The sequence below is a fragment of the Pseudomonas sp. RIT411 genome (assembly GCF_003057735.2).
In the GTDB taxonomy this organism is placed as follows: domain Bacteria; phylum Pseudomonadota; class Gammaproteobacteria; order Pseudomonadales; family Pseudomonadaceae; genus Chryseomonas; species Chryseomonas oryzihabitans.
Genome location: NZ_QBIZ02000008.1, coordinates 1 through 19,456, shown reverse-complemented (window position 1 = coordinate 19,456; position 19,456 = coordinate 1). Strand labels below are relative to the sequence as shown.

Sequence of the window (19,456 nt, the reverse complement as noted above, 5' to 3'; positions counted from 1 at the left end):
TGAGAGCATCGCGGCCATGGGCCGCTCCTACGGAGTCACCGGTCACTGTAGGAGCGGCCCATGGCCGCGATCATCACAACGCCAAACTCGATAGCGGACCACCGTAGGCTCGTTGGTTACCCCGCCAGATACCGCCCGATCAGGGTCACGCCCGACACCAGCACCAGCCAGGTCACCAGGCGGGTGAAGCGTTCGCGGGACAGGCGGCGCTGCAGGTGGCGGCCGATCCAGCCGCCGAGCAGCATGGCGGGCAGCAGGCAGACCGCCAGGAGCAGCAGGCTGCCATCGCTGTAGGCGCCGGCGATCAGCAGCAGGACGATGCGGATGGAGGCACTGCAGCCGATGAGGAAACTCTGGGTGCCGCGGATGGCGTTCTTGTCTTCCAGGCGGCCGTTGAGATAGAGCGCATAGAGGAAGCCGCCACTGCCGAACAGGGCGCCGCACAGGCCCCCTACCCCGCCCGCCGGGATCGACCAGGCCGGCGCCAGTTGGCGAAAGCCCTTGGGACTGAGCAGGCTGTAGGTGGAATAGGCCACCACGAAGAGCCCCAGCCAGAGCATCAGCAACCGGGCATCGGTGCGCATCAGCAGGTAGGTGCCCAGGGCCGCGCCGAGCAGCAGCATGGGCAGCAGGCGCCTGAGTTCACGTCCGGCGATGGCGCGGCGATCCGGCAGCCAGTTGTGGAAGGAGGCGAGGAAATCCAGCATCACCAGCAGGGGTACGATGCGCGACAGCGGCATCCAGCTGGTGAGCAAGGGGCCGGCGACCAGGGCGCTGCCGAAGCCGGCGACGCCAAAGATCAGGTAGGCCAGGACCACGATGGCTTCGATGAACAGCCAGTCGAGCGGGCTGAAGGCGGGAACGAGGGCAACGAGAGAGTCGAGCATGGGGGCGCATCCTGCGAGAAGAGATCGCATTCTGCGCCCCGCGTGCAACCTCTGAAAACCGCCAGCCGCCCCCGTTCACGGGGACCGGCGGTCCAGAGCGGCTCAGGGAATCAGGCGCTGGGCCCGCAGCCGGGTGAAGAGGTCGAGAAAGCTCGCCCGGGTGTCGCGATAGCCGAAGAAGCCCAGGTCGCGGCTCTTGGTCATGTCGTTGAGGCACTCGATCTCGCGGCCCAGGTCGGCGTCGCTGTGCCACCAGGAGGCCAGCTTGTCGACGTCGGCTTCCACCAGGTCGTGCTCCTCGGCGAGCTTGCGCCACTGCGCCGGGGCCACGTCCTTCATCCGCGCTTCCAGCGGCATGGGCTGCTCGGGATAGGGCGCCGGCTCCAGCTCGAAGAAGGCGGCGATCTCGCCCCACAGCCAGCGCCAGCGGAAGACGTCGCCGTTGACCGTGTTGAAGGCCTGGTTGCGCGCGGCCGGCGCCAGGGCGGCCCATTCCAGTTGCTCCGCGAGCAGGCCGGCGTCGGTGACGTCGGTGATGCCGTCCCACTGGGTACGGGAACCGGGGAAGACGAAGGGCTGGCCGGTGGCCTTGCACAGGGAGGCGTAGACCGCCAGGGTCAGGCCCATGTTCATGGCGTTGGTGCCCTTGGCCTGGCCGATCATGCTGTGGGAGCGGTGCACGCTCCAGCCGAAGCCATGGCGCTCGGCGGCGGCGAAGAGGATGTCTTCCAGGGTGTAGTAGAAGTTGGCGCCGGCCTGGCGCGGCTCGCTTTCGCGGAAGGGCGTCTCGGCCTTGCCGCTGCCGTATTCCTCGAAGGAACCCAGGTAGTGCTTGGTGCCGGTCACCAGGGCCAGGTGCTCGAGCGGCGCGCCGTCCAGGGCCTGGCAGAGGTTGTCCATCATGGCGCCATTGGCCTCGACGTTTTCCTTCTCGGTGGGGCGACGGGTCCAGGTGCAGAAGAACACATGGCTGATCGGCAGACCGGCCAGCGCCTGGCGGGTGGACTCGGCGTCGAGCAGGTCGGCGGCGACCGGGATGACGCCTTCCTGCGCCACCGGCTTGCGCGCCAGACCGTAGACGGTCCAGCCCGAGGCGACCAGGGTATTGGCCAGGTTGTAGCCGGAAATGCCGGTCACGCCGACGATGAGAGCGGTGCCCTTGCGCATGAAACCTCCAGATAGGGATGGGAGACGGCCTGCGGCGGTCGCAGGCGCTGTAGATAAGGGAGTGCCTTGTCTCAGGGTTGATTCCAGCCTATTGGAGAATTAACGGCGTATCCTGGGTATAAATTCCTTTTTAATCGGAATCAGATTCCGCAATCGGGAGCCCGCCTTGTATTCCTCCGAACGCCTCAAGGGCCTCGACGTCTTCGTCACCGTGGCCGATCTCGGCAGCTTCACCGCGGCGGGCGAGCGCCTCAATCTCACCGGTTCGGCCGTCGGCAAGAGCGTGGCCCGGCTGGAAAGCCGGCTGGGCGTGCGGCTGTTCCAGCGCACCACCCGCCGGCTGAGCCTGACCGAAGCCGGCACCCGCTTCTATCGCACCTGCACCGGGGTGCTGGCCGAGCTGGAACAGGCCGAAGTGGGCCTGGCCGCCCAGGACGGCGAGCCCCACGGTCGGGTACGCATCGACCTGCCCGCCTCCTATGGCCGGCTGCATGTGCTGCCGCTGATCCTGGAGCTGCTGCACCGCTATCCGCTGTTGCAACCGGACCTGTCGCTGTCGGATCGCTTCGTCGATCCGGTCCACGAGGGCATCGACATCCTGGTGCGCATCGGCGGCTCCGACGCCTGGCCGGCCAGCCTGGGGCATCGCTTCCTCGGCACTCAGCGCCAGGTCTTTTGCGCCGCCCCGGCCTATCTCGCCCAGCATGGCCGCCCCCGGACCCCGGCCGAGCTGGTCGATCACCAGTGCATCGGCTTTCGCCAGGCCGATGGCCTGATCAGCCCCTGGCAGCTGCGCGGCGAACAGCCGGGCGACAGCGAACGCTGGATCTTCCAGCCGCGTCTGGTGGTGGGTGATGGCGAAGGCGAGGTGCTGGCCGCCCTGGCCGGGCATGGCATCGCCCAGTTGCCGACCTGGCTGATCGCCACGCACCTGGCCAGCGGCGCCCTGGTGGACGTGCTACCCGAGCACGGCGTCGAGGGCTCGCCGATCAACCTGGTGTGGCCGCGCAGTCGCGAGAGTCTGCCGCGGGTCCGGCTGCTGCTGGAGCACCTGGCCAGTCGCCTGCTGCCCACGGTGGCGCCGAAGCTTTCGCGCTAGCCACGACCGCTCGACCAGTGGCCCCGGCCGCCGCGCCACGGACGGGAACATCCGCTCGGACACCCCGGTCGTAAAACCTCGTACGCCCGCTCGCCCCTGAGTTCCATCGATGGGCGGCATGACGATTATCGAGACGATCGATTGGTGCCGTCGGCTCTGGCTCAGCAGGATCGACGGTTTGTCACCGGGCCAGGCCAACCTGGCCGCCCTGCTCCACCACTCAGTTCCACCACCTAGATGAGGTATCTCATGAGCCAAGCCCAAGGCTACGCTGCCCAGTCCGCCGACCAGCCCCTGGCGCCCTTCTCCTTCGAGCGGCGCGAACCCGGCGCCCACGACGTGCAGATCGACATCCTCTTCTGCGGCGTCTGCCATTCCGACCTGCACACTGCCCGCAACGAGTGGAACAACACCCTGTACCCGTCCGTGCCCGGTCACGAGATCGTCGGCAAGGTGACCGCGGTCGGTGCCCACGTGAAGAACTTCAAGGTCGGCGACACCGTCGGCGTCGGCTGCATGGTCGACAGCTGCCAGCACTGCGCCCCCTGTGACGCCGGTGAAGAGTCCTACTGCGAGAACGGCTTCACCGGCACCTACAACGGCAACCTCTACGGTGGCAGCGAAAACACCCAGGGCGGCTACTCCGACCACATCGTGGTCAACGAGAAGTTCGTGCTTAAGGTGAGCCACACCGAGAACCTGGCCGCCGTGGCGCCGCTGCTGTGCGCCGGCATCACCACCTACTCGCCGCTGGCCCACTGGAAGGTTGGCCCGGGCAAGAAGGTCGGCATCGTCGGCCTGGGTGGCCTCGGCCACATGGGCGTCAAGATCGCCCATGCCATGGGTGCCCACGTGGTGCTCTTCACCACCAGCGCAGGCAAGAAGGACGACGCCCTGCGCCTGGGCGCCGACGAGGTGGTGGTGTCGAAGAACGAAGACGAGATGGCCGCGCACGCGAACAGCTTCGACTTCATCCTCAACACCGTGGCCGCGCCGCACAACCTGGACGCCTTCCTCACCCTGCTGAAGTGGGACGGCACCATGACCCTGGTCGGCGTACCCGCCGAGCCGCACCCGGCGCCCAGCGTGTTCAACCTGGTGATGAAGCGCCGCCAGCTGGCCGGTTCGCTCATCGGTGGCATCCGCGAGACGCAGGAGATGCTGGACTTCTGCGCCAAGCACAACATCGTCTCGGACATCGAGCAGATCGCCATCCAGGACATCAACGAAGCCTATGAGCGCATGCTCAAGAGCGATGTGAAGTACCGCTTCGTGATCGACATGCAGAGCCTCAAGCAGGGCCAGACCGCGGCCTGATCCCGCGCTCCGCTCCGCCGACAACGCCCGCGCCCGTCGCGGGCGTTGTCATTTCCGGTAACGCATTTTTGGCGCGCCCCGCGGTCCTAGCTTCTGTCCGAAAAGTCGTCGAGCGAAGGTCAGGCGAGGCGAAAAGTCCTGAGGAAGCGGAATTTACGAGCGGTAAATGAGCATTCCGAAGGGCTTTTCAACGAAGCATCACCGATGCGCAGACACTTTTCGGGTAGAAGCAAGCGATAACGACAATCACGAGGCGGCCGCCATGCAGTGGGACAAGGGACAACGTAGCGACAACGTGCAACAGGCCAGCGGTGGACGCGGCATGAAGATCGGCGGCGGCCTCGGCCTGGGTGGCGTGGCCCTGGTGGTGGTGTTCGGCCTGCTCAGCGGCCAGAGTCCGACGCAGATCCTCGGCAACCTGATCAGCCTCAGCGGCCAGAGCGCGCCGAGCCAGCAGGAGACCACCGCCCCGGCCGACAATCGCCAGGTGGACTTCGTCCGCGTGGTGCTGGGCGAGACCGAAAACACCTGGACGCGCATCTTCCAGGCCCATGGCGAGCAGTATCAGCCGCCCAAGCTGGTGCTGTTCAACGGCCAGGTGCAATCCGGTTGCGGCGGCGCCACCGCGGCCAGCGGTCCCTTCTATTGCCCGGTGGACAGCAAGGTCTACCTGGACCTGACCTTCTTCCAGGAACTGCAGCAGCGTTTCGGCGCCGACGGCGACTTCGCCCGTGCCTATGTGATCGCCCACGAGGTCGGCCACCATGTGCAGAACCTCACCGGTACCACCAGCAAGATGGAAGCGGCGCGCCGCCGTGGCATTCCCACCGAGGGTGCCACCGGGTTGTCGGTACGCCTGGAACTGCAGGCCGACTGCTATGCCGGTGTCTGGGCCAACGACGCCCAGAAGCGGCTGAACTGGCTGGAGCCGGGGGACCTGGAGAAGGCGCTGAACGCCGCCAACGCCATTGGCGATGATCGCCTGCAACGCCAGTCCCAGGGCCGCGTGGTACCGGATTCCTTTACCCACGGCAGCTCCGCGCAGCGGGTCAAGTGGTTCCGCACCGGCTTCGACAGTGGCAAGGTGGAGAGCTGCGACACCTTCGCCGCCAAGGCGCTCTGACCTCTAGCGGGAGATACCCGATGCGTCGCCTGCTCGCGCTGTGCCTGGCCCTGGCCTGGGGCTCCGCCCTGGCGGCGCCCCATGAGGGGGTCGCCCGTATCGTCAGCGACCGGCTGCCGATCGGCCAGGCGCAGGCCGCGCTGCAGCTGTCCACCGACTGGGACCGGCCCCATCCGGAAATCCGTCGCGCCCTGGTGATCGTGCATGGCCGGCTGCGCAATGCCGCGACCTATTTTCGCTCCGGCCAGACGGCCACGGCAGCGGCCGGCGCCATGGCGGACACCCTGGTGATCGCCCCGCAATTCCTCAATGAAACGGACGTCCAACGCCATCGGCTGCCGGACACCCTGCTGCGCTGGCAGGGCAATGCCTGGATGGGCGGCGAGCCCGCCCTGGGTCCGCAGCCGCTGAGCAGCTTCGCGGTGTTCGATGCCCTGCTCGCCCGCCTGGCGGAGCGTCGGCTGCTACCCAATCTGCAGGAGGTGGTGATCGCCGGACATTCCGGCGGTGGCCAGGTGGTGCAGCGCTACGCCGTGCTCGGCCAGGGCGAGCAGGCCCTCGCCGCCCAGGGCATTCGCCTGAGATACGTGGTGGCCAATCCCTCGTCCTACGCCTATTTCGATGCCCACCGACCGGATGCCCAGGGCCAGCCCGTGCCCTTCGCCGCGGCGTCCAGCTGCCCGGACTTCGATACCTGGAAATACGGCATGCAGGGCCTGCCGGCCTATGCCGCGGGTCGCACGGCCGCCAGCCTGGAAGACCACTATGCGGGACTCGACCTGACCTATCTGTTGGGCGCCGAAGACACCAATCCCAACCATCCGGCGCTGGACAAGGGCTGCGCCGCCGAGGCCCAGGGCCCCTATCGTCTGGCCCGCGGGCTGAATTACTACCGCTATCTACAGGGCCGCCATCCGGGGCTGCGCCAGGCGCTGATCGAGGTCCCCGGCGTGGGCCACAACGGTGACGCCATCTTTACCTCGCCCGCAGGCCGCCAGGCGCTGTTCGGCGCCGGCGACCAGGCTTCAGCGCGCCAGGGCGGCGGGCGCGTCCAGTAGCTCCTGCACCTGGGCGACGAAGGCTTCCAGGGTGAAGGGCTTGCCCAGCACCGCCATGCGCTCGCCGACCAGCGGGACGGGCGGCTCGTTGCCCGCCGCATAACCGGTAATGAAGAGGATCGGCAGGTGTGGTCTGAGGGTACGGGCCGCGCCGGCCAGCAAGCGGCCGTTCAGCCCCGGCAGGCCGACATCGGTGATCAGCAGGTCGAAGCCCTCGCCTTCGCGCAGGGCCGCTAGCGCCGATTCGGCATCCACGGCGTCGCGATAATCCCAGCCCAGGTCGACGAACACCTGCACCAGCAACTCGCGGATGACCGTATCGTCTTCCACCAGCAGCACCCGGACGCCGGGCAGGACGCGGGCGGTCGGGGCACTGGCGACCGGCTGAGGTGTCTGGGCGGCCAGGGCCGGATGACGCGGCAGCAGCAGACTCACCCGACAGCCCTGCCCCGGCGCGCTGGTCACGCTCACCTGGCCGCGCGACTGGCGGACGAAGCCATAGATCATGGACAGTCCCAACCCCGAGCCCTGGCCCACCGGCTTGGTGGTGAAGAAGGGTTCGAAGACCCGCTCCAGCACCTCCGGCGCCATGCCCACGCCATCGTCGCCGACCTCGATCAAGAGGTAGTCGCCCGCCGGCAGCCCCGGATCGGCGTCGGACTGCACCCAGTTGCGCGCGCGGATGGTCAGGGTGCCACCCGCCGGCATGGCATCGCGGCTGTTGATGGCCAGATTCAGCAGGGCATTTTCCAGCTGGTGCGGATCGACGTCGACCGGCCAGAGTCCGGCCTCCAGTTCGAACTGGCAGCGGATCTGCGGTCCCAGGCTGTGCAGCAGCAATTCCTGGAAGCCGCCGATCAGCCGGGCGACGTCGACCGCCTGGGGATTGAGCGTCTGGCGACGGGAAAAGGCCAGCAGTCGATGGGTGAGACTGGCGCCCCGTCCGACCGACTGGGTGGCGGTGTCGAGCAGACTGCCGACCCCGGCCAGGACCTCCGGCGCCAGGCGGCGGCGCAGGAGATCCAGGCTGGCCTGGATACCGGCCAGCAGGTTGTTGAAATCGTGGGCGATGCCGCCGGTGAGCTGGCCCACGGCTTCCATCTTCTGAGCCTGGCGCAGCAGCTCCTCGGCCTGGGCGCGACTGTGCATCTCCTCGCGCAGCTGGCGATTGCTCTCCTCCAGTTCGGCGGTCCGCGCCTGCACCTGGACCTCCAGGGTGGCACGCTCGCGGCGCAGGGCCTCTTCGGCCTCGCGGCGGTCATCGATGTCTTCGCTGGTGCCGTACCAGCGGATCACGGCGCCCGCTTCATCGCGCCGCGGATAGGCGCGGGTGCGCAGCCAGCAGTGGCTGCCATCCGCGACCCGTACCCGGTGTTCCTGGTCGTAGGCCCGACCGGCGCGGCGCGCCGCATCCCAGGCCTGCCGGGTCGCCTGGCGGTCGTCCGGATGCAGCAGCGTCCAGAAGGTATCGGCGTGCAGCGCCGGCTGGCCGGTCAGTTGCTGCCAGCGCGGCGAAAAGACCATCCGCCCGCCGTCGGGATCGCAGGTCCAGGTGTACTGGGGATTGAGTTCCACCAGATGCCGATAGTGGTCTTCGCTTTCGCGCAGCTGCAGATCCGCCTGGTGGCGCTCGATGGCCAGGGCGGCGGTCTCGGTGACCAGACGGAAGGCGTCGCGCTCGGCGGCCAGGGGGCGCCGTGGCTCCAGATAGTAGTTGGCGAAGGTGCCCAGCAGCCGGCCATCCAGGGCCAGCAGCGGCATCGACCAGCAGGCCCGCAGGCCGTAGCGCAGCGCCAGGTCACGGGCGCCCGCCCACAGCGGATCGCAGGCGATGTCCTCGACATAGACGGCTTCGCGCCGGTAGGCGGCGGTGCCACAGGAGCCCGCCAGCGGGCCGATCTCCAGCCGACCGAGATCGCGGCTGTAGGCTTCCGGCAGACTGGGCGCGATGCCGTCCTGCAGATAGCGGCCATCCTCGCTGAGCAACAGGATGCAGGCATGCAGGCGAACCTGGGCCAGGGCCTCCACCCTCTGCAGCAGCGCGTGCAGCACGCTGGTCAGAGGCAGCCCGGTGGCAAGGCTTTCCAGCGTCTGGCGCTCGTACTGACGCAGATCGCTGGAGGACGGCTGGTCGCTGGATGGGGCGTGGAGGCTCATAGGGCTGGCCTGAGATGGATCCGAAGCCGGCATCTTAGCCAGTGGCCCGGCAAACAACAGACTATTTGCGCCTGACGGGCAATTTCCTGGCGTCAGAGCGCCGCCAGGATCTCGGTGCAGGTCTCGAAGCGCTGGTCCCGCGCCGCCGGCCAGGGATCGCCCGGCTGATTGACCTGCAGCGTCCGGCAGCCCACGGCCCGCCCGCACTCCAGGTCGTAGCGGTGATCGCCGATCATCACCAGGCGGTCTGGCGCCACCTGCCAGAGTTCGGCCAGCCGCAGCAGGCCACCCGGATCGGGCTTGGGCGGCGCCTCGTCGCGCCCCAGCACCGCGGCGGGCGCGAAGCAGTCTTCCAGACCGATGGCCGCCAGGGTCAGCAGTGCCAGGTCGCGGGCATTGCGGGTGAGGATGCCCAGCGGGCGACCGTCCTCGTGCAGGCGCCGGATGAGGGCGACCGCGCCCGGTGCCGGGCGGGCAGCGACGGCCAGTTCGCGCTCGTGCTCGAACAGCCAGGCGTGCTTGGCCTCGCGCTCGGTGGCCGGCAGCTCGGCCAGGTGATGGAGGATGTCGGCCTGTTCGGGGATGCCCAGATGCCGGCGAATGGCGGCGAAGTCGTGTACCGCCAGGGTCAGGGTACCGTCCAGGTCGAACACCCAGTGGCTGAGGTGACGCAGTGTCATGCAGGGATCCTTTGGCGAGAGGTGACCTTCGGGCACTCCGGGGGAACCCCCGTCACCCGTGCTCCGTCTGGTGGAGACAACCTTCTGCAGGAGTCTACCCATGACGACGACCGTCCGGGCGCTACTTTTCGATGTCTTCGGCACCGTGGTGGACTGGCGTGGCAGCCTGGTCGAGGGCTTGCAGGGACTGTCGGCCAAGCATGGCGTCCAGGGCGACTGGGAGCGGCTGGCCGATGCCTGGCGCGCCGAAGCCTACGAGGCCATCCTGCCGCAGATCGAGGCCCGCAGCCTGCCCTGGCTGCCCCTCGACGAGGTGCATCGGCTGGCGCTGGACGAATTGCTGCCCCGTTACGGCCTGGTCGGCCTGACCACCGCCGAGGTGGCCTGGATCAATAGACTCTGGCACCAGCTGACCCCCTGGCCCGATGCCGTGCCGGGTCTCACGCGGCTGCGCCAGGGCTATCCGGTCTGCGCCCTGTCCAATGGCAACGTCAGTCTGCTGCTGGACATGGCCCGCCATGCCAGGCTGCCTTGGGACATGCTCTTTGGCGCCGATCTCTTCCAGCGCTACAAGCCGGCCGCGGAGGTCTACCTGGGTGCCTGCGCCCTGCTCGACCTGGAACCGGAACAGGTGATGCTCTGCGCCGCCCACAATGGCGACCTGCAGGCGGCCAAGGAGTTGGGCCTGGCCACCGCCTTCATCCAGCGCCCGCGGGAAAGGGGCCCGGCCGGTGGCGAAGTCTCCGCAGGCGGCTGGGATCTGGAAGCGAGCGACCTCCAGGATCTCGCCGACCAGCTCGGCCTGCCAGCGATGGAGGACGAGCGGGCCGAGCCCGGCGATTGAGCGCGGCCCAGGCGCTTCTGTATCCTGCCGGATACTTTTCGCCAGGGCACCGCCATGGGTTTTCTCGACAAGCTGCGCAAGAAACGTGAACGCCAGGCCCTGGCCGCCCTGCCCCGCCTGCACCAGCGCACGGCGCGCCTGCGCCGCGAACTGCCCGACTACGAGATCGGCGCCGGCACCTATGGCGCGCCCAGGGTGTTCGATCTCAAGGAAGGCGCCACCCTGCGCCTGGGGCGCTACACCTCCATCGCCGAAGGGGTGCGCATTCTGCTTGGCGGCCTGCACCGGTTGGACTGGGTGACCACCTATCCCTTTCCCGCCTTCGTCGACGACCTGGCCCACATCAAGGACTACGGCGGCACCCGTGGCGACGTGGTGATCGGCAGCGACTGCTGGATCTGCACCGATGCGCTGATCCTCTCCGGCGTCACCATCGGTCATGGCGCCGTGGTGGCCGCCGGCGCCGTGGTTACCCGCGACGTGCCGCCCTATGCGGTGGTGGGCGGCAATCCGGCACGCTTCATCAAGTGGCGGTTTCCCGAAACCACCTGCCAGGCGCTGCTCGACATCGCCTGGTGGGACTGGCCCGAGGCGGAGATCCTCGCCGCCGGCGAATACCTGTGCAGCGCCGATATCGACGGCTTCATCGCCTACGCCCGGGCGCGCCATCCGGCGTCCTGAATCCAGCGTCTGGAACTCGAGGCGCCTCCCAAGGCTCACCTTCATTAGTCAATCTTTTGAAGGTTTTCCATGGAAGCGCTCGATCTGCTGCAATGGCCGGCCATGGCCATCACCCTGCTCGCCGCCTGGCTGGTGGCCTCCCAGCGCCAGGGCCGGCGCAGCCTCGGCTTCTGGGTATTCCTGCTCAGCAATGCCCTGTGGATCGCCTGGGGCCTGCAGGCCGAGGCCTATGCCCTGATCGTGCTGCAGCTGGGCCTGGCGGCGATGAATCTGCGCGGCGTGCGCCGCAACGCCGACGAGGCGCCCGCCGCCGCCGAGGTCTCGGGCAGGGCATAATGACCGGCCCTGCGTCAGACGGCCCCGCCCCCATGCAGCACAGCGTCACCCCCATCGGCCACGTCCGCTCCTGCTTCAAGGAAAAATTCGCCATTCCCCGGCAGCCCGCCCTGGCGCCGGCCGCCCGCGGCGTGCTGGAACTGCTGCCGCCCTTCGATCGGCCCGAGGCGGTCGAAGGGCTGGAAGGCGTCAGCCATGTCTGGCTGCTGTTTCTCTTCCACCAGGCGTTGGAGAGCCAGCCGCGCCTGCGGGTACGGCCGCCGCGCCTGGGCGGCAATCGCTACCTGGGGGTGTTCGCCACCCGCGCCACCCACAGACCCAATGGCATCGGCCAGTCGGTGGTCCGGCTGGACGGCCTCGAACCGGGACGGCTGCTGCTCTCGGGCATCGACCTGCTCGACGGCACCCCGGTGCTGGACATCAAGCCCTATGTGCCTTACGCCGACAGCCCGCCGGGCGCCCACAACGCCATCGCCGAGGCGCCGCCGCCGGCCCTGGCGGTAGGCTGGGCGGACGCAGCGCGCGTCCAGGCCGAGGCCCATGGCCAGCGCCTGGGTGAGCCCCTGGCCGAGCTGATCGAGCAGTGCCTGGCCCAGGATCCGCGCCCGGCCTACCAGGCGCCCACGCCCGAGCGCCGCTATGGCGTGCGCCTCTGGGACGTCGAGGTGCACTGGCACTATCCGACCGCGGAACAGATCCGGGTACTGGACGTGACCGCGGCGTCCTGATGCCGCCCGGTTTGCATTCCGGCGGCCAAGGCCCCAACAATGACATTGCCGGATCGCATGAGGCGGTCCGCACCCGGCTACGGCCGCCGTTCGGCCGTATCACCGATAGGGAAGCATCTATGGCTCCAAGCAGACAGGTCATCAACGCTCAGGTCAGCCCCAAGGGCAGCCTGGAGACCCTTTCCCAACGCGAGGTCCAGCAGCTCAGCGCGGCCGGCTCGGGCAACCTCTACCAGCTCTTTCGCCAGTGCGCCCTGGCCATCCTCAACACCGGCGCCCACAGCGACAACGCCAAGACCATCCTCGAGGCCTACCAGGACTTCGAGATACTCATCCACCAGCAGGACCGCGGCGTGCGCCTGGAACTGATCAACGCCCCGGCCGACGCCTTCGTCGACGGCGAGATGATCGCCAGCACCCGCGAGATGCTGTTCAGCGCCCTGCGCGACATCGTCTACACCGAGAGCGAACAGAGCAGCCTGCGCATCGATCTGGAAAGCTCCGAGGGGATCACCGACTACGTCTTCCACCTGCTGCGCAACGCCCGCACCCTGCGCGCCGGCATTGAGCCGAAGATGGTGGTCTGCTGGGGCGGTCACTCCATCAGTACCGAGGAATACAAGTACACCAAGAAGGTCGGTCACGAACTCGGCCTGCGCAGCCTGGACATCTGCACCGGCTGCGGCCCGGGCGTGATGAAGGGCCCGATGAAGGGCGCCACCATCGCCCACGCCAAGCAGCGCATTCAGGGCGGCCGCTACCTGGGCCTCACCGAGCCGGGCATCATCGCCGCCGAGGCGCCCAATCCCATCGTCAACGAACTGGTGATCCTGCCCGACATCGAGAAGCGCCTGGAGGCCTTCGTCCGCGTTGGCCACGGCATCATCATCTTCCCGGGTGGCGCCGGCACGGCGGAGGAATTTCTCTATCTGCTGGGCATCCTCATGCACCCGGACAACCGGGACATCCCCTTCCCGGTGGTGCTCACCGGGCCGCAGAGCGCCGCGCCCTACCTCGAGCAGCTGCATGCCTTCATCGGCGCCACCCTGGGCGAAGCCGCCCAGCGTCACTACCAGATCGTGGTCAACGATCCGGTCGAGGTGGCCCGGCAGATGGCCCAGGGCCTCAAGGCGGTCAAGCAGTTCCGCCGCGAGCGCCACGACGCCTTCCACTTCAACTGGCTGCTGCGCATCGAGGAAGGCTTCCAGCGCCCCTTCGATCCCACCCACGAGAACATGGCCGCCCTGCAGCTGACCCATGCCGTGCCGCCGCACGAACTAGCCGCCAACCTGCGCCGCGCCTTTTCCGGCATCGTCGCCGGCAACGTCAAGGCCAAGGGCATCCAGCTGATCGAGGAACGGGGGCCCTACGAGATCCATGGCGATCCCGACATCATGCGGCCGCTGGATCGGCTGCTGCAGGCCTTCGTCGAACAGCACCGGATGAAGCTGCCCGGCGGCGCGGCCTACGAGCCCTGCTATCGCGTGGTCAGCTGAATCCTTTCACGTTGGCCTTTTTGGCCGATTTCCTCCCGTCATGACCGTTCGTCCACATCCTGTTCGACGAACGGTCATGATGCTAGCCAGGTGATATCAAAAAGTCGCTAGCTAGCTATCCAGAGCGCTTCGCTGACCGGCGCTCGCCGGGTGGCGAAGTCACTTTGCCGCTACAGAAAAAACCTCGCGCGCTAACTGCATAGCCGCAGGCTAAAGCCCCTCTTCACCGCGCCGATAGGGCAAGGCAAGCTAATCTCAGAGCGCAGGTTGCCGTAGTGAAATCTACCCGGGCGGAGATCCCGCCGGGCCGTCTTCCTCCAGCCGCGCCAGACTTCCTGCCGAGGCCACGGAATGAACAACTGGCTGGGACTCGACTTTCTCGTCGCCCCTCTCGCCCAAGAGCAGGTGCACCTGCACGGCCAGCACAATGGCTGGCTGGTCGCCCTTGCCTATCTGGTGGCGGTCAGCGCCTGCTATGTCACCCTGGTGTTCGCCGAGCGCATCGGCCAGACCCGCACCCTGGCCCGGCGGCGCGCCTGGAGCCTGATGGGCGCCCTGAGCTTCGGCTTTGGCGTCTGGGGCATGCACTTCATCGCCATGCTGGCCTTTACCGTGCCCACCCGGGTGCACTACGACCTCTTCATCACCCTGGCCTCGCTGCTGATCGTGGTGCTGGCCGGACTCATGGCCATGCCCGCCCTCAGCCAGCCCGACCTCACCCTGGGCCAGCGGCTCAAGGCCGGCACGGTGCTGAGCGTGGGCATCGTGCTCATGCACTACACCGGCATGGCCGCGGTGCACACCGAGGCCATGGTGCTCTATCGCCCGCTGCCCTTCCTGCTGTCGATCGGCATCGCCGTGGGGGCGAGCTTCGCCGCCCTGCAGCTGATCCAGATCTTCCGTCGCCACTACACCGGCATCTATCGCTGGCTGCGCATCGCCACCGCCCTGGTGATGGGCCTGGCAATCGCCGCCATGCACTTCACCGGCATGTGGTCCATGGTGCTGGTCGCCCCGGCCGAGACCGCAGACGCCCTACAGGGCGCCAGCAATTCCTGGCAGCTGGGGGTGGGCATCGCCATCATCGCCCTGCTGCTGGTGGTAGGTGGCCTGGGCGCGGCCTGGGCCGATCGCCAGCTGCAGCGCAAGGAAAACGACCTGGAGCGGGTCAATTCCCTGGTCGGCCAGCTCGACGAGGCGCGCGCGTCGCTGCAGCAGGCCGCGCACTACGATCCCCTTACCGACCTGCACAATCGCCGCGCCTTCAACCAGGCCTTCGCCGAGATCCTCGAGCGCCATGCCCAGCAGGGGCGCAGTCTGGGGGTAATGTTTCTCGACATCGATCACTTCAAGCGCATCAACGACAGCCTCGGCCACGACGCCGGCGACCAGTTGCTGGTGGCCATGGCGAAGATCATTCGCGAGGCGGTGCGTGACGGCGACCTGGTGGCTCGCTTCGGTGGCGACGAATTCTGCATCCTGGCCAGCCTCGCCGGACCCGACGAGGCCCGGCACCTGGCCCAGCGCATCCTGGAGCGCCTGCGCAATCCGGTCACCATCGGCAACCGCACCCTGGTGATGACCACCAGCATCGGCATCAGCCTCTATCCTCGCGACGGCGGCTGCTGCGAAGAGCTGCTCAAGAGCGCGGATCTCGCGCTCTACCTGTCCAAGGGCAATGGCCGCAACACCTTCAGCTTCTTCGACGAGACCCTGCGCGAGAAGATCTCGCTGCAACTGGAGCTGGAGGCCGAACTACGCGAAGCCCTGGTCGAGGAGCGCGGTCTGCAGCTCTACTACCAGCCGATCCTCGACGTCGCCAGCGGTCAGCTGGACAAGGCCGAAGCCCTGATCCGCTGGGACCATCCCCGCCTCGGCATGCTGGCGCCCAACCACTTTCTCGGCGTGGCCGAGGCCAATGGCTTCGTCGAAGAGCTGGACGCCTGGGTGCTCCGGCGGGCCTGCAAGGACCTGGCCGAGCTGACCGCCGCTGGCCTCACGGAGCTGCGCATCGCGGTCAACTGCTCGGCGCTGAGCCTGAGCAACGACGCCCTCCCCGGGCAGATCGCCTGGCGGCTGGACGACCACCAACTGTCGCCGCGGCGCCTGGAACTGGAGGTGACCGAAAATGCCCTGGTCAAGAACGTGCAGCCCACCGCCGAGCTGTTGCAGCGCATTCGCGACCTGGGCGTGACGGTGTCCATCGACGACTTCGGCACCGGTTACTCCTCGCTCGCCTATCTCAAGCGCCTGCCGATCGACACCGTGAAGATCGACCGCTCCTTCGTCACCGGGCTGGCCGAGGGCAACGCCGATCACCAGATCGTCCAGGCCATCATCGGCATGGCCCGGCCGCTCAAGCTCAAGGTCACCGCCGAGGGCGTCGAGCATCTGGAGCAGCTGCGGCTGCTGTGCGCCCTGGGCTGCGACTTCATCCAGGGCTATCACATCAGCCGACCGGTCCCCCTGGCCCAGGTGCCCGAGGTGATCGCCCGCTATGCCAGCGGGGTCTGCCCACTGCAGGCCCAGGCGGAGGTGGATGCCGACGCCCTGGCGCTGGCCAGGGCGCTCGGCTAGCCGCGCCGATAGCGCAGCCAGACGCTGCCGTCGTCCTGGGCTTCGGCCGTATCCAGCTTGAGGTACAGCGGCTGCTGCCAGGCCTGCTCGGCGATCTCGAAGGAGGCCGGATGGGCGCCACGGCCGTCCACCAACGGGATGATCAGCACACTGATCTCGTCCACCAGACCGGCGGCGACAAAGGAGCCGCTGACGTGGGGACCGCCCTCCACCACCAGCCGCTCGATGCCCAGTTCTGCGTTGAGCAATTCCAGCACCGCTGCCAGATCCAGTTCGTCCTTGCCACCGAAGACGTAGGAGGCACCGATGTTCTGCAGGTGCGTCAGGTAGTCGTCGCTGACGCCTTCGGTCAGCACCGCCACCACGTGGGAATCCAGGGCCTCGTTCTTTTTCCAGGCCACTTTGCCCTGGGGATCGATGGCGATGGCGTACTTGCTGGCGTCACGCTTGGCGAAATGATGGGTGCGCGGGATGGGCGCCTGGGCGACGCCGGTGGGATAGCCTTCGCCATGGGCGATCTCTTCCATGGTCACCCGGCCGCAGGCCCAGGCATCGAAGGCGAAGCGCTCGGCCAGGCGCTCGTAGGTGGTATCGGCCTGTTTCTTGACGGCGCGATCCCAGCCATCGGTGAGGGCGTGACCGTCGACCGACGACATCATATGGCAGATCACATAGGGCTTCATGGGGACTCCCGGCAGTGGCGTGTCGCCATGACACGCCTTGCAGCAACCGACCGGTCCGCCGCCGGGGGAGTTCAGCCCGCCGGGCCGCGGAAACGAAAAACCCGCCGGAGGGCGGGTTTTCGGGGAGCCGGGTCGCGTTACTTCTCGACGAAGGCGCGCTCGATCAGGTAGTCGCCCGGATCGCCCATGCGCGGCGAGATGGTCAGGCCGAATTCGTTCAGCACGGCGCTGGTCTCGTCCAGCATGCTCGGGCTGCCGCAGATCATGGCGCGGTCGTCCTGCGGATTGATCGGCGGCAGGCCGATGTCAGCGAACAGCTTGCCACTGCGCATCAGGTCGGTCTGACGACCCTGGTTGCGGAATTCCTCGCGGGTGACCAGGGGGTAGTAGATCAGCTTTTCGCGGACCAGGTCGCCGATGAATTCGTGCTCGGGCAGGGTCTTGGTGATGAAGTCGGCATAGGCCAGCTCGTTCACGTAGCGCACACCATGGACCAGGATCACCTTTTCGAAGCGCTCGTAGGTTTCCGGATCCTGGATGGTGCTCAGGAAGGGCGCCATGCCGGTGCCGGTGCTCAGCAGATAGAGGTGCTTGGCGGGCTTGAGGTCGCTGAGGATCAGGGTGCCGGTGGGCTTGCGGCTGACCATCAGGTTGTCGCCTTCCTTGAGGTGCTGCAGGCGCGAGGTCAGGGGGCCGTCCGGCACCTTGATGCTGAAGAACTCCAGGTGCTCTTCGTAGTTGGGGCTGGCGATGCTGTAGGCGCGCATCAGCGGACGACCGCCTTCGGTTTCCAGGCCGATCATCACGAACTGACCGTTCTCGAAACGCAGACCCGCGTTGCGGGTGGTCTTGAAGCTGAACAGGGTGTCGTTCCAGTGATGAACGCTCAGGACGCGCTCGGTGTACAGGTTGCTCATCGATGACTCCAGGAAAAATCGGTACAGCCCGGGGCTGGATAGAAATTGCGCGACAGTTTATAGAGGGGGAAAATATCCGTGAAATGAATAATTCGAATATAGGTTATCCAAAAGGCAGATATGAGATTCACGTTGCGTCAACTCGAGGTCTTCGTCGCCGTGGCGCGCCAGGAAAGCGTTTCCCGGGCGGCCGAGGCGCTCAGTCTGTCGCAGTCGGCCACCAGCACCGCCCTGGGCGAACTGGAGCGGCAATTCGACTGCCGGGTATTCGACCGCGCGGGCAAGCGTTTGACGCTCAACGCCCTGGGCCGGCAGTTGCTGCCCAAGGCGGTGGCCCTGCTCGACCGCAGCGCCGAGGTGGAAAATCTGCTGCGCGGCAAGACCGGCTTCGGCTCCCTGGAGGTCGGCGCCACCCTCACCATCGGCAACTACCTGGCCACCCTACTGCTGGGCGACTTCATGCAGCGCCATCCCGACTGCCGGGTGCGACTGCACGTGCACAACACCGCCAGCGTGGTGCAACGTATCGCCAACCATGACATCGACCTCGGTCTGATCGAAGGCGACTGCCAGCATCCGGATCTGGAGGTGCAGCCCTGGATTGAGGACGAACTGGTGGTGTTCTGCGCGCCCGGACACGTCCTGGCAGGCAGGGAGGCCACCCAGGCCGAACTGGAAGCCCAGGCCTGGATTCTGCGCGAACAGGGTTCCGGCACCCGCCTGACCTTCGACCAGGCCATGCGGCATCACGCCCAGCCGCTGGACGTGCGGCTGGAGCTGGAACACACCGAGGCCATCCTGCGCGCGGTGGAATCGGGACTAGGCATCGGCTGCCTGTCGCGGCTGGCGCTGAGAGACGCCTTCGCCCGCGGCACCCTGGTGCCCATCGCGACCCCGACCCTGGATCTGCGCCGCCAGTTCTGCTTCATCTGGCACAAGCAGAAGTACCAGACCGGGGCCATGGTCGAATTTCTCGACCTCTGTCGCCAGCTGACCCTGGGCCTCGCCCGCAGCGATCAGATCGACACCGCGCGGCCCCGGCCAGGGCGCTAGTCACTGGCCCTGGTAGATCCGGCGATTCTCCAGCTCCCGCTGCTCGTGGCGGCGGTGCGCGCGCAACGCCAGCAGCGCCAGGACGCCGATCACCAGGCGATAACCCTGGGAATAGAGATCCAGCTCGGCGGTGGCCGATTCGCCCAGTACGCCGCTGATCAGGCGCACCACGAACAGCGTCAGCTGCACGAAGGCCACCAGCAGCAGGCCGGCCGACAGCCATTCCGCCCGCCGGAAGGCCAGTACGGCAAACAGCGCCAGGGCGAATTGCATGCCGCCGTACCAGACCCGCGCCTCGGCCACCGAGGCCGAATCCATCAGCACCATGCCGCGGGCATTGGCCATCTCATAGGGATAGAACCAATGCGCCAGGGCGAGTCCAAACCAGACCAGGGCCTGCAGACCCAACACCAGACGTGCGAAGCGAAGCTCGGACATTCCCCGTTTCTCCTTGGGGCCAGAGGTGAATGACAGCCGCTCCAGTGTAGCCAGCGCCGGGAGCGATCTGCACTGCCGATGCAGACCGCCACAGGCGGGGTAGGGGTCGCCGGGAGCGCTGGGGGAAGCTGCAGGCCTCCACCCCTCCGGCTCCTGACCCGTCTCTTATTCCCATCTCCCAGCCCACGAGGCCGTACTAGAACTCCTATGCCGTC

General features: G+C 67.4%; 18 protein-coding genes. 11 read left to right on the top strand and 7 right to left on the bottom strand.

Features of this window, described 5'->3' with window-relative positions; translation table 11 throughout:
* Positions 1 to 116: 116 nt before the first annotated feature.
* Both DBY63_RS13285 and DBY63_RS13280 read right to left on the bottom strand, forming a co-directional pair.
* Positions 117 to 887 carry a sulfite exporter TauE/SafE family protein gene (locus DBY63_RS13285; protein WP_027598303.1) on the bottom strand — a complete coding sequence of 257 codons (771 nt, stop codon included), beginning with the start codon at positions 885 to 887 and terminating at the stop codon, positions 117 to 119.
* Positions 888 to 989: 102 nt separating this feature from the next.
* Positions 990 to 2,054, bottom strand: coding sequence for an SDR family oxidoreductase (locus DBY63_RS13280; protein ID WP_108582275.1), 1,065 nt, complete (start codon positions 2,052 to 2,054; stop codon positions 990 to 992).
* Between the two features lie 166 nt (positions 2,055 to 2,220).
* On the opposite strand from DBY63_RS13280, the gene DBY63_RS13275 reads away from it, so the two are divergent.
* The 4 genes from DBY63_RS13275 (at position 2,221) to DBY63_RS13255 (ending at position 6,651) form a co-directional block, all read left to right on the top strand.
* A complete protein-coding gene (locus tag DBY63_RS13275; RefSeq protein ID WP_027598304.1) occupies positions 2,221 to 3,153 on the top strand; it encodes a LysR family transcriptional regulator in 933 nt (310 codons plus the stop codon).
* A 249-nt stretch (positions 3,154 to 3,402) separates the two neighbouring features.
* A complete protein-coding gene (locus DBY63_RS13270; protein WP_108582274.1) occupies positions 3,403 to 4,470 on the top strand; it encodes an NAD(P)-dependent alcohol dehydrogenase in 1,068 nt (355 codons plus the stop codon).
* Positions 4,471 to 4,732: 262 nt separating this feature from the next.
* Positions 4,733 to 5,593 carry a neutral zinc metallopeptidase gene (locus DBY63_RS13260; protein ID WP_007160666.1) on the top strand — a complete coding sequence of 287 codons (861 nt, stop codon included), beginning with the start codon at positions 4,733 to 4,735 and terminating at the stop codon, positions 5,591 to 5,593.
* 20 nt (positions 5,594 to 5,613) lie between these two features.
* Entirely contained in the window at positions 5,614 to 6,651 is a 1,038-nt protein-coding gene (locus tag DBY63_RS13255) for a hypothetical protein (RefSeq protein WP_108582273.1), read from the top strand.
* Here DBY63_RS13255 and DBY63_RS13250 read toward each other — a convergent pair.
* Both DBY63_RS13250 and DBY63_RS13245 read right to left on the bottom strand, forming a co-directional pair.
* A complete protein-coding gene (locus DBY63_RS13250) occupies positions 6,619 to 8,808 on the bottom strand; it encodes an ATP-binding protein (RefSeq protein WP_108582272.1) in 2,190 nt (729 codons plus the stop codon). The two genes, DBY63_RS13255 and DBY63_RS13250, sit on opposite strands and share 33 nt — an antisense overlap.
* Before the next feature lie 92 nt (positions 8,809 to 8,900).
* Positions 8,901 to 9,488, bottom strand: coding sequence for an HAD family hydrolase (locus DBY63_RS13245; RefSeq protein ID WP_042137876.1), 588 nt, complete (start codon positions 9,486 to 9,488; stop codon positions 8,901 to 8,903).
* A gap of 100 nt (positions 9,489 to 9,588) precedes the next feature.
* On the opposite strand from DBY63_RS13245, the gene DBY63_RS13240 reads away from it, so the two are divergent.
* From DBY63_RS13240 to DBY63_RS13215, 6 genes are all read left to right on the top strand, one after another.
* A complete protein-coding gene (locus tag DBY63_RS13240) occupies positions 9,589 to 10,332 on the top strand; it encodes a haloacid dehalogenase type II (RefSeq protein ID WP_108582271.1) in 744 nt (247 codons plus the stop codon).
* Between the two features lie 54 nt (positions 10,333 to 10,386).
* The gene (locus DBY63_RS13235; RefSeq protein ID WP_044341683.1) at positions 10,387 to 11,013 is read left to right on the top strand and encodes a CatB-related O-acetyltransferase; all 627 of its coding nucleotides are present in this window, start codon (positions 10,387 to 10,389) and stop codon (positions 11,011 to 11,013) included.
* Between the two features lie 69 nt (positions 11,014 to 11,082).
* On the top strand, positions 11,083 to 11,349 hold the full coding sequence (locus DBY63_RS13230; protein WP_007160672.1) for a hypothetical protein: 267 nt from the start codon (positions 11,083 to 11,085) through the stop codon (positions 11,347 to 11,349).
* Positions 11,350 to 11,381: 32 nt separating this feature from the next.
* Positions 11,382 to 12,077 (top strand): tRNA (N6-threonylcarbamoyladenosine(37)-N6)-methyltransferase TrmO, encoded by a 696-nt coding sequence (gene tsaA, locus DBY63_RS13225; protein ID WP_027598312.1) that lies wholly within the window; start codon positions 11,382 to 11,384, stop codon positions 12,075 to 12,077.
* Between the two features lie 119 nt (positions 12,078 to 12,196).
* Positions 12,197 to 13,573 (top strand): nucleotide 5'-monophosphate nucleosidase PpnN, encoded by a 1,377-nt coding sequence (ppnN, locus tag DBY63_RS13220; protein WP_042137868.1) that lies wholly within the window; start codon positions 12,197 to 12,199, stop codon positions 13,571 to 13,573.
* A gap of 351 nt (positions 13,574 to 13,924) precedes the next feature.
* Positions 13,925 to 16,150 carry a bifunctional diguanylate cyclase/phosphodiesterase gene (locus DBY63_RS13215; protein ID WP_077172297.1) on the top strand — a complete coding sequence of 742 codons (2,226 nt, stop codon included), beginning with the start codon at positions 13,925 to 13,927 and terminating at the stop codon, positions 16,148 to 16,150.
* Here the strand turns inward: DBY63_RS13215 and DBY63_RS13210 are convergent.
* Both DBY63_RS13210 and fpr read right to left on the bottom strand, forming a co-directional pair.
* Positions 16,147 to 16,833 (bottom strand): dihydrofolate reductase family protein, encoded by a 687-nt coding sequence (locus DBY63_RS13210; RefSeq protein WP_108582270.1) that lies wholly within the window; start codon positions 16,831 to 16,833, stop codon positions 16,147 to 16,149. The genes DBY63_RS13215 and DBY63_RS13210 overlap by 4 nt on opposite strands.
* A gap of 137 nt (positions 16,834 to 16,970) precedes the next feature.
* Positions 16,971 to 17,750, bottom strand: a complete 780-nt coding sequence (gene fpr / locus DBY63_RS13205; protein WP_007160677.1) for a ferredoxin-NADP reductase — start codon at positions 17,748 to 17,750, stop codon at positions 16,971 to 16,973.
* Between the two features lie 120 nt (positions 17,751 to 17,870).
* On the opposite strand from fpr, the gene DBY63_RS13200 reads away from it, so the two are divergent.
* Positions 17,871 to 18,803 carry a LysR family transcriptional regulator gene (locus DBY63_RS13200; protein ID WP_027601504.1) on the top strand — a complete coding sequence of 311 codons (933 nt, stop codon included), beginning with the start codon at positions 17,871 to 17,873 and terminating at the stop codon, positions 18,801 to 18,803.
* On the opposite strand, the gene DBY63_RS13195 is transcribed toward DBY63_RS13200, so the two are convergent.
* Positions 18,804 to 19,241: a DUF4345 family protein gene (locus DBY63_RS13195; RefSeq protein WP_017638634.1), complete on the bottom strand. Its 438-nt coding sequence runs from the start codon at positions 19,239 to 19,241 to the stop codon at positions 18,804 to 18,806.
* Positions 19,242 to 19,456 lie beyond the last annotated feature (215 nt).

What these genes read in the sequence shown, in the direction of transcription:
- DBY63_RS13285 (WP_027598303.1), bottom strand. Translation starts at nt 887, where the DNA reads ATGCTCGACTCTCTCGTTGCCCTCGTTCCCGCCTTCAGCCCGCTCGAC.
- DBY63_RS13280 (WP_108582275.1), bottom strand. Translation starts at nt 2,054, where the DNA reads ATGCGCAAGGGCACCGCTCTCATCGTCGGCGTGACCGGCATTTCCGGC.
- DBY63_RS13270 (WP_108582274.1), top strand. Translation starts at nt 3,403, where the DNA reads ATGAGCCAAGCCCAAGGCTACGCTGCCCAGTCCGCCGACCAGCCCCTG.
- DBY63_RS13260 (WP_007160666.1), top strand. Translation starts at nt 4,733, where the DNA reads ATGCAGTGGGACAAGGGACAACGTAGCGACAACGTGCAACAGGCCAGC.
- DBY63_RS13255 (WP_108582273.1), top strand. Translation starts at nt 5,614, where the DNA reads ATGCGTCGCCTGCTCGCGCTGTGCCTGGCCCTGGCCTGGGGCTCCGCC.
- DBY63_RS13250 (WP_108582272.1), bottom strand. Translation starts at nt 8,808, where the DNA reads ATGAGCCTCCACGCCCCATCCAGCGACCAGCCGTCCTCCAGCGATCTG.
- DBY63_RS13245 (WP_042137876.1), bottom strand. Translation starts at nt 9,488, where the DNA reads ATGACACTGCGTCACCTCAGCCACTGGGTGTTCGACCTGGACGGTACC.
- DBY63_RS13240 (WP_108582271.1), top strand. Translation starts at nt 9,589, where the DNA reads ATGACGACGACCGTCCGGGCGCTACTTTTCGATGTCTTCGGCACCGTG.
- DBY63_RS13235 (WP_044341683.1), top strand. Translation starts at nt 10,387, where the DNA reads ATGGGTTTTCTCGACAAGCTGCGCAAGAAACGTGAACGCCAGGCCCTG.
- DBY63_RS13230 (WP_007160672.1), top strand. Translation starts at nt 11,083, where the DNA reads ATGGAAGCGCTCGATCTGCTGCAATGGCCGGCCATGGCCATCACCCTG.
- tsaA (WP_027598312.1), top strand. Translation starts at nt 11,382, where the DNA reads ATGCAGCACAGCGTCACCCCCATCGGCCACGTCCGCTCCTGCTTCAAG.
- ppnN (WP_042137868.1), top strand. Translation starts at nt 12,197, where the DNA reads ATGGCTCCAAGCAGACAGGTCATCAACGCTCAGGTCAGCCCCAAGGGC.
- DBY63_RS13215 (WP_077172297.1), top strand. Translation starts at nt 13,925, where the DNA reads ATGAACAACTGGCTGGGACTCGACTTTCTCGTCGCCCCTCTCGCCCAA.
- DBY63_RS13210 (WP_108582270.1), bottom strand. Translation starts at nt 16,833, where the DNA reads ATGAAGCCCTATGTGATCTGCCATATGATGTCGTCGGTCGACGGTCAC.
- fpr (WP_007160677.1), bottom strand. Translation starts at nt 17,750, where the DNA reads ATGAGCAACCTGTACACCGAGCGCGTCCTGAGCGTTCATCACTGGAAC.
- DBY63_RS13200 (WP_027601504.1), top strand. Translation starts at nt 17,871, where the DNA reads ATGAGATTCACGTTGCGTCAACTCGAGGTCTTCGTCGCCGTGGCGCGC.
- DBY63_RS13195 (WP_017638634.1), bottom strand. Translation starts at nt 19,241, where the DNA reads ATGTCCGAGCTTCGCTTCGCACGTCTGGTGTTGGGTCTGCAGGCCCTG.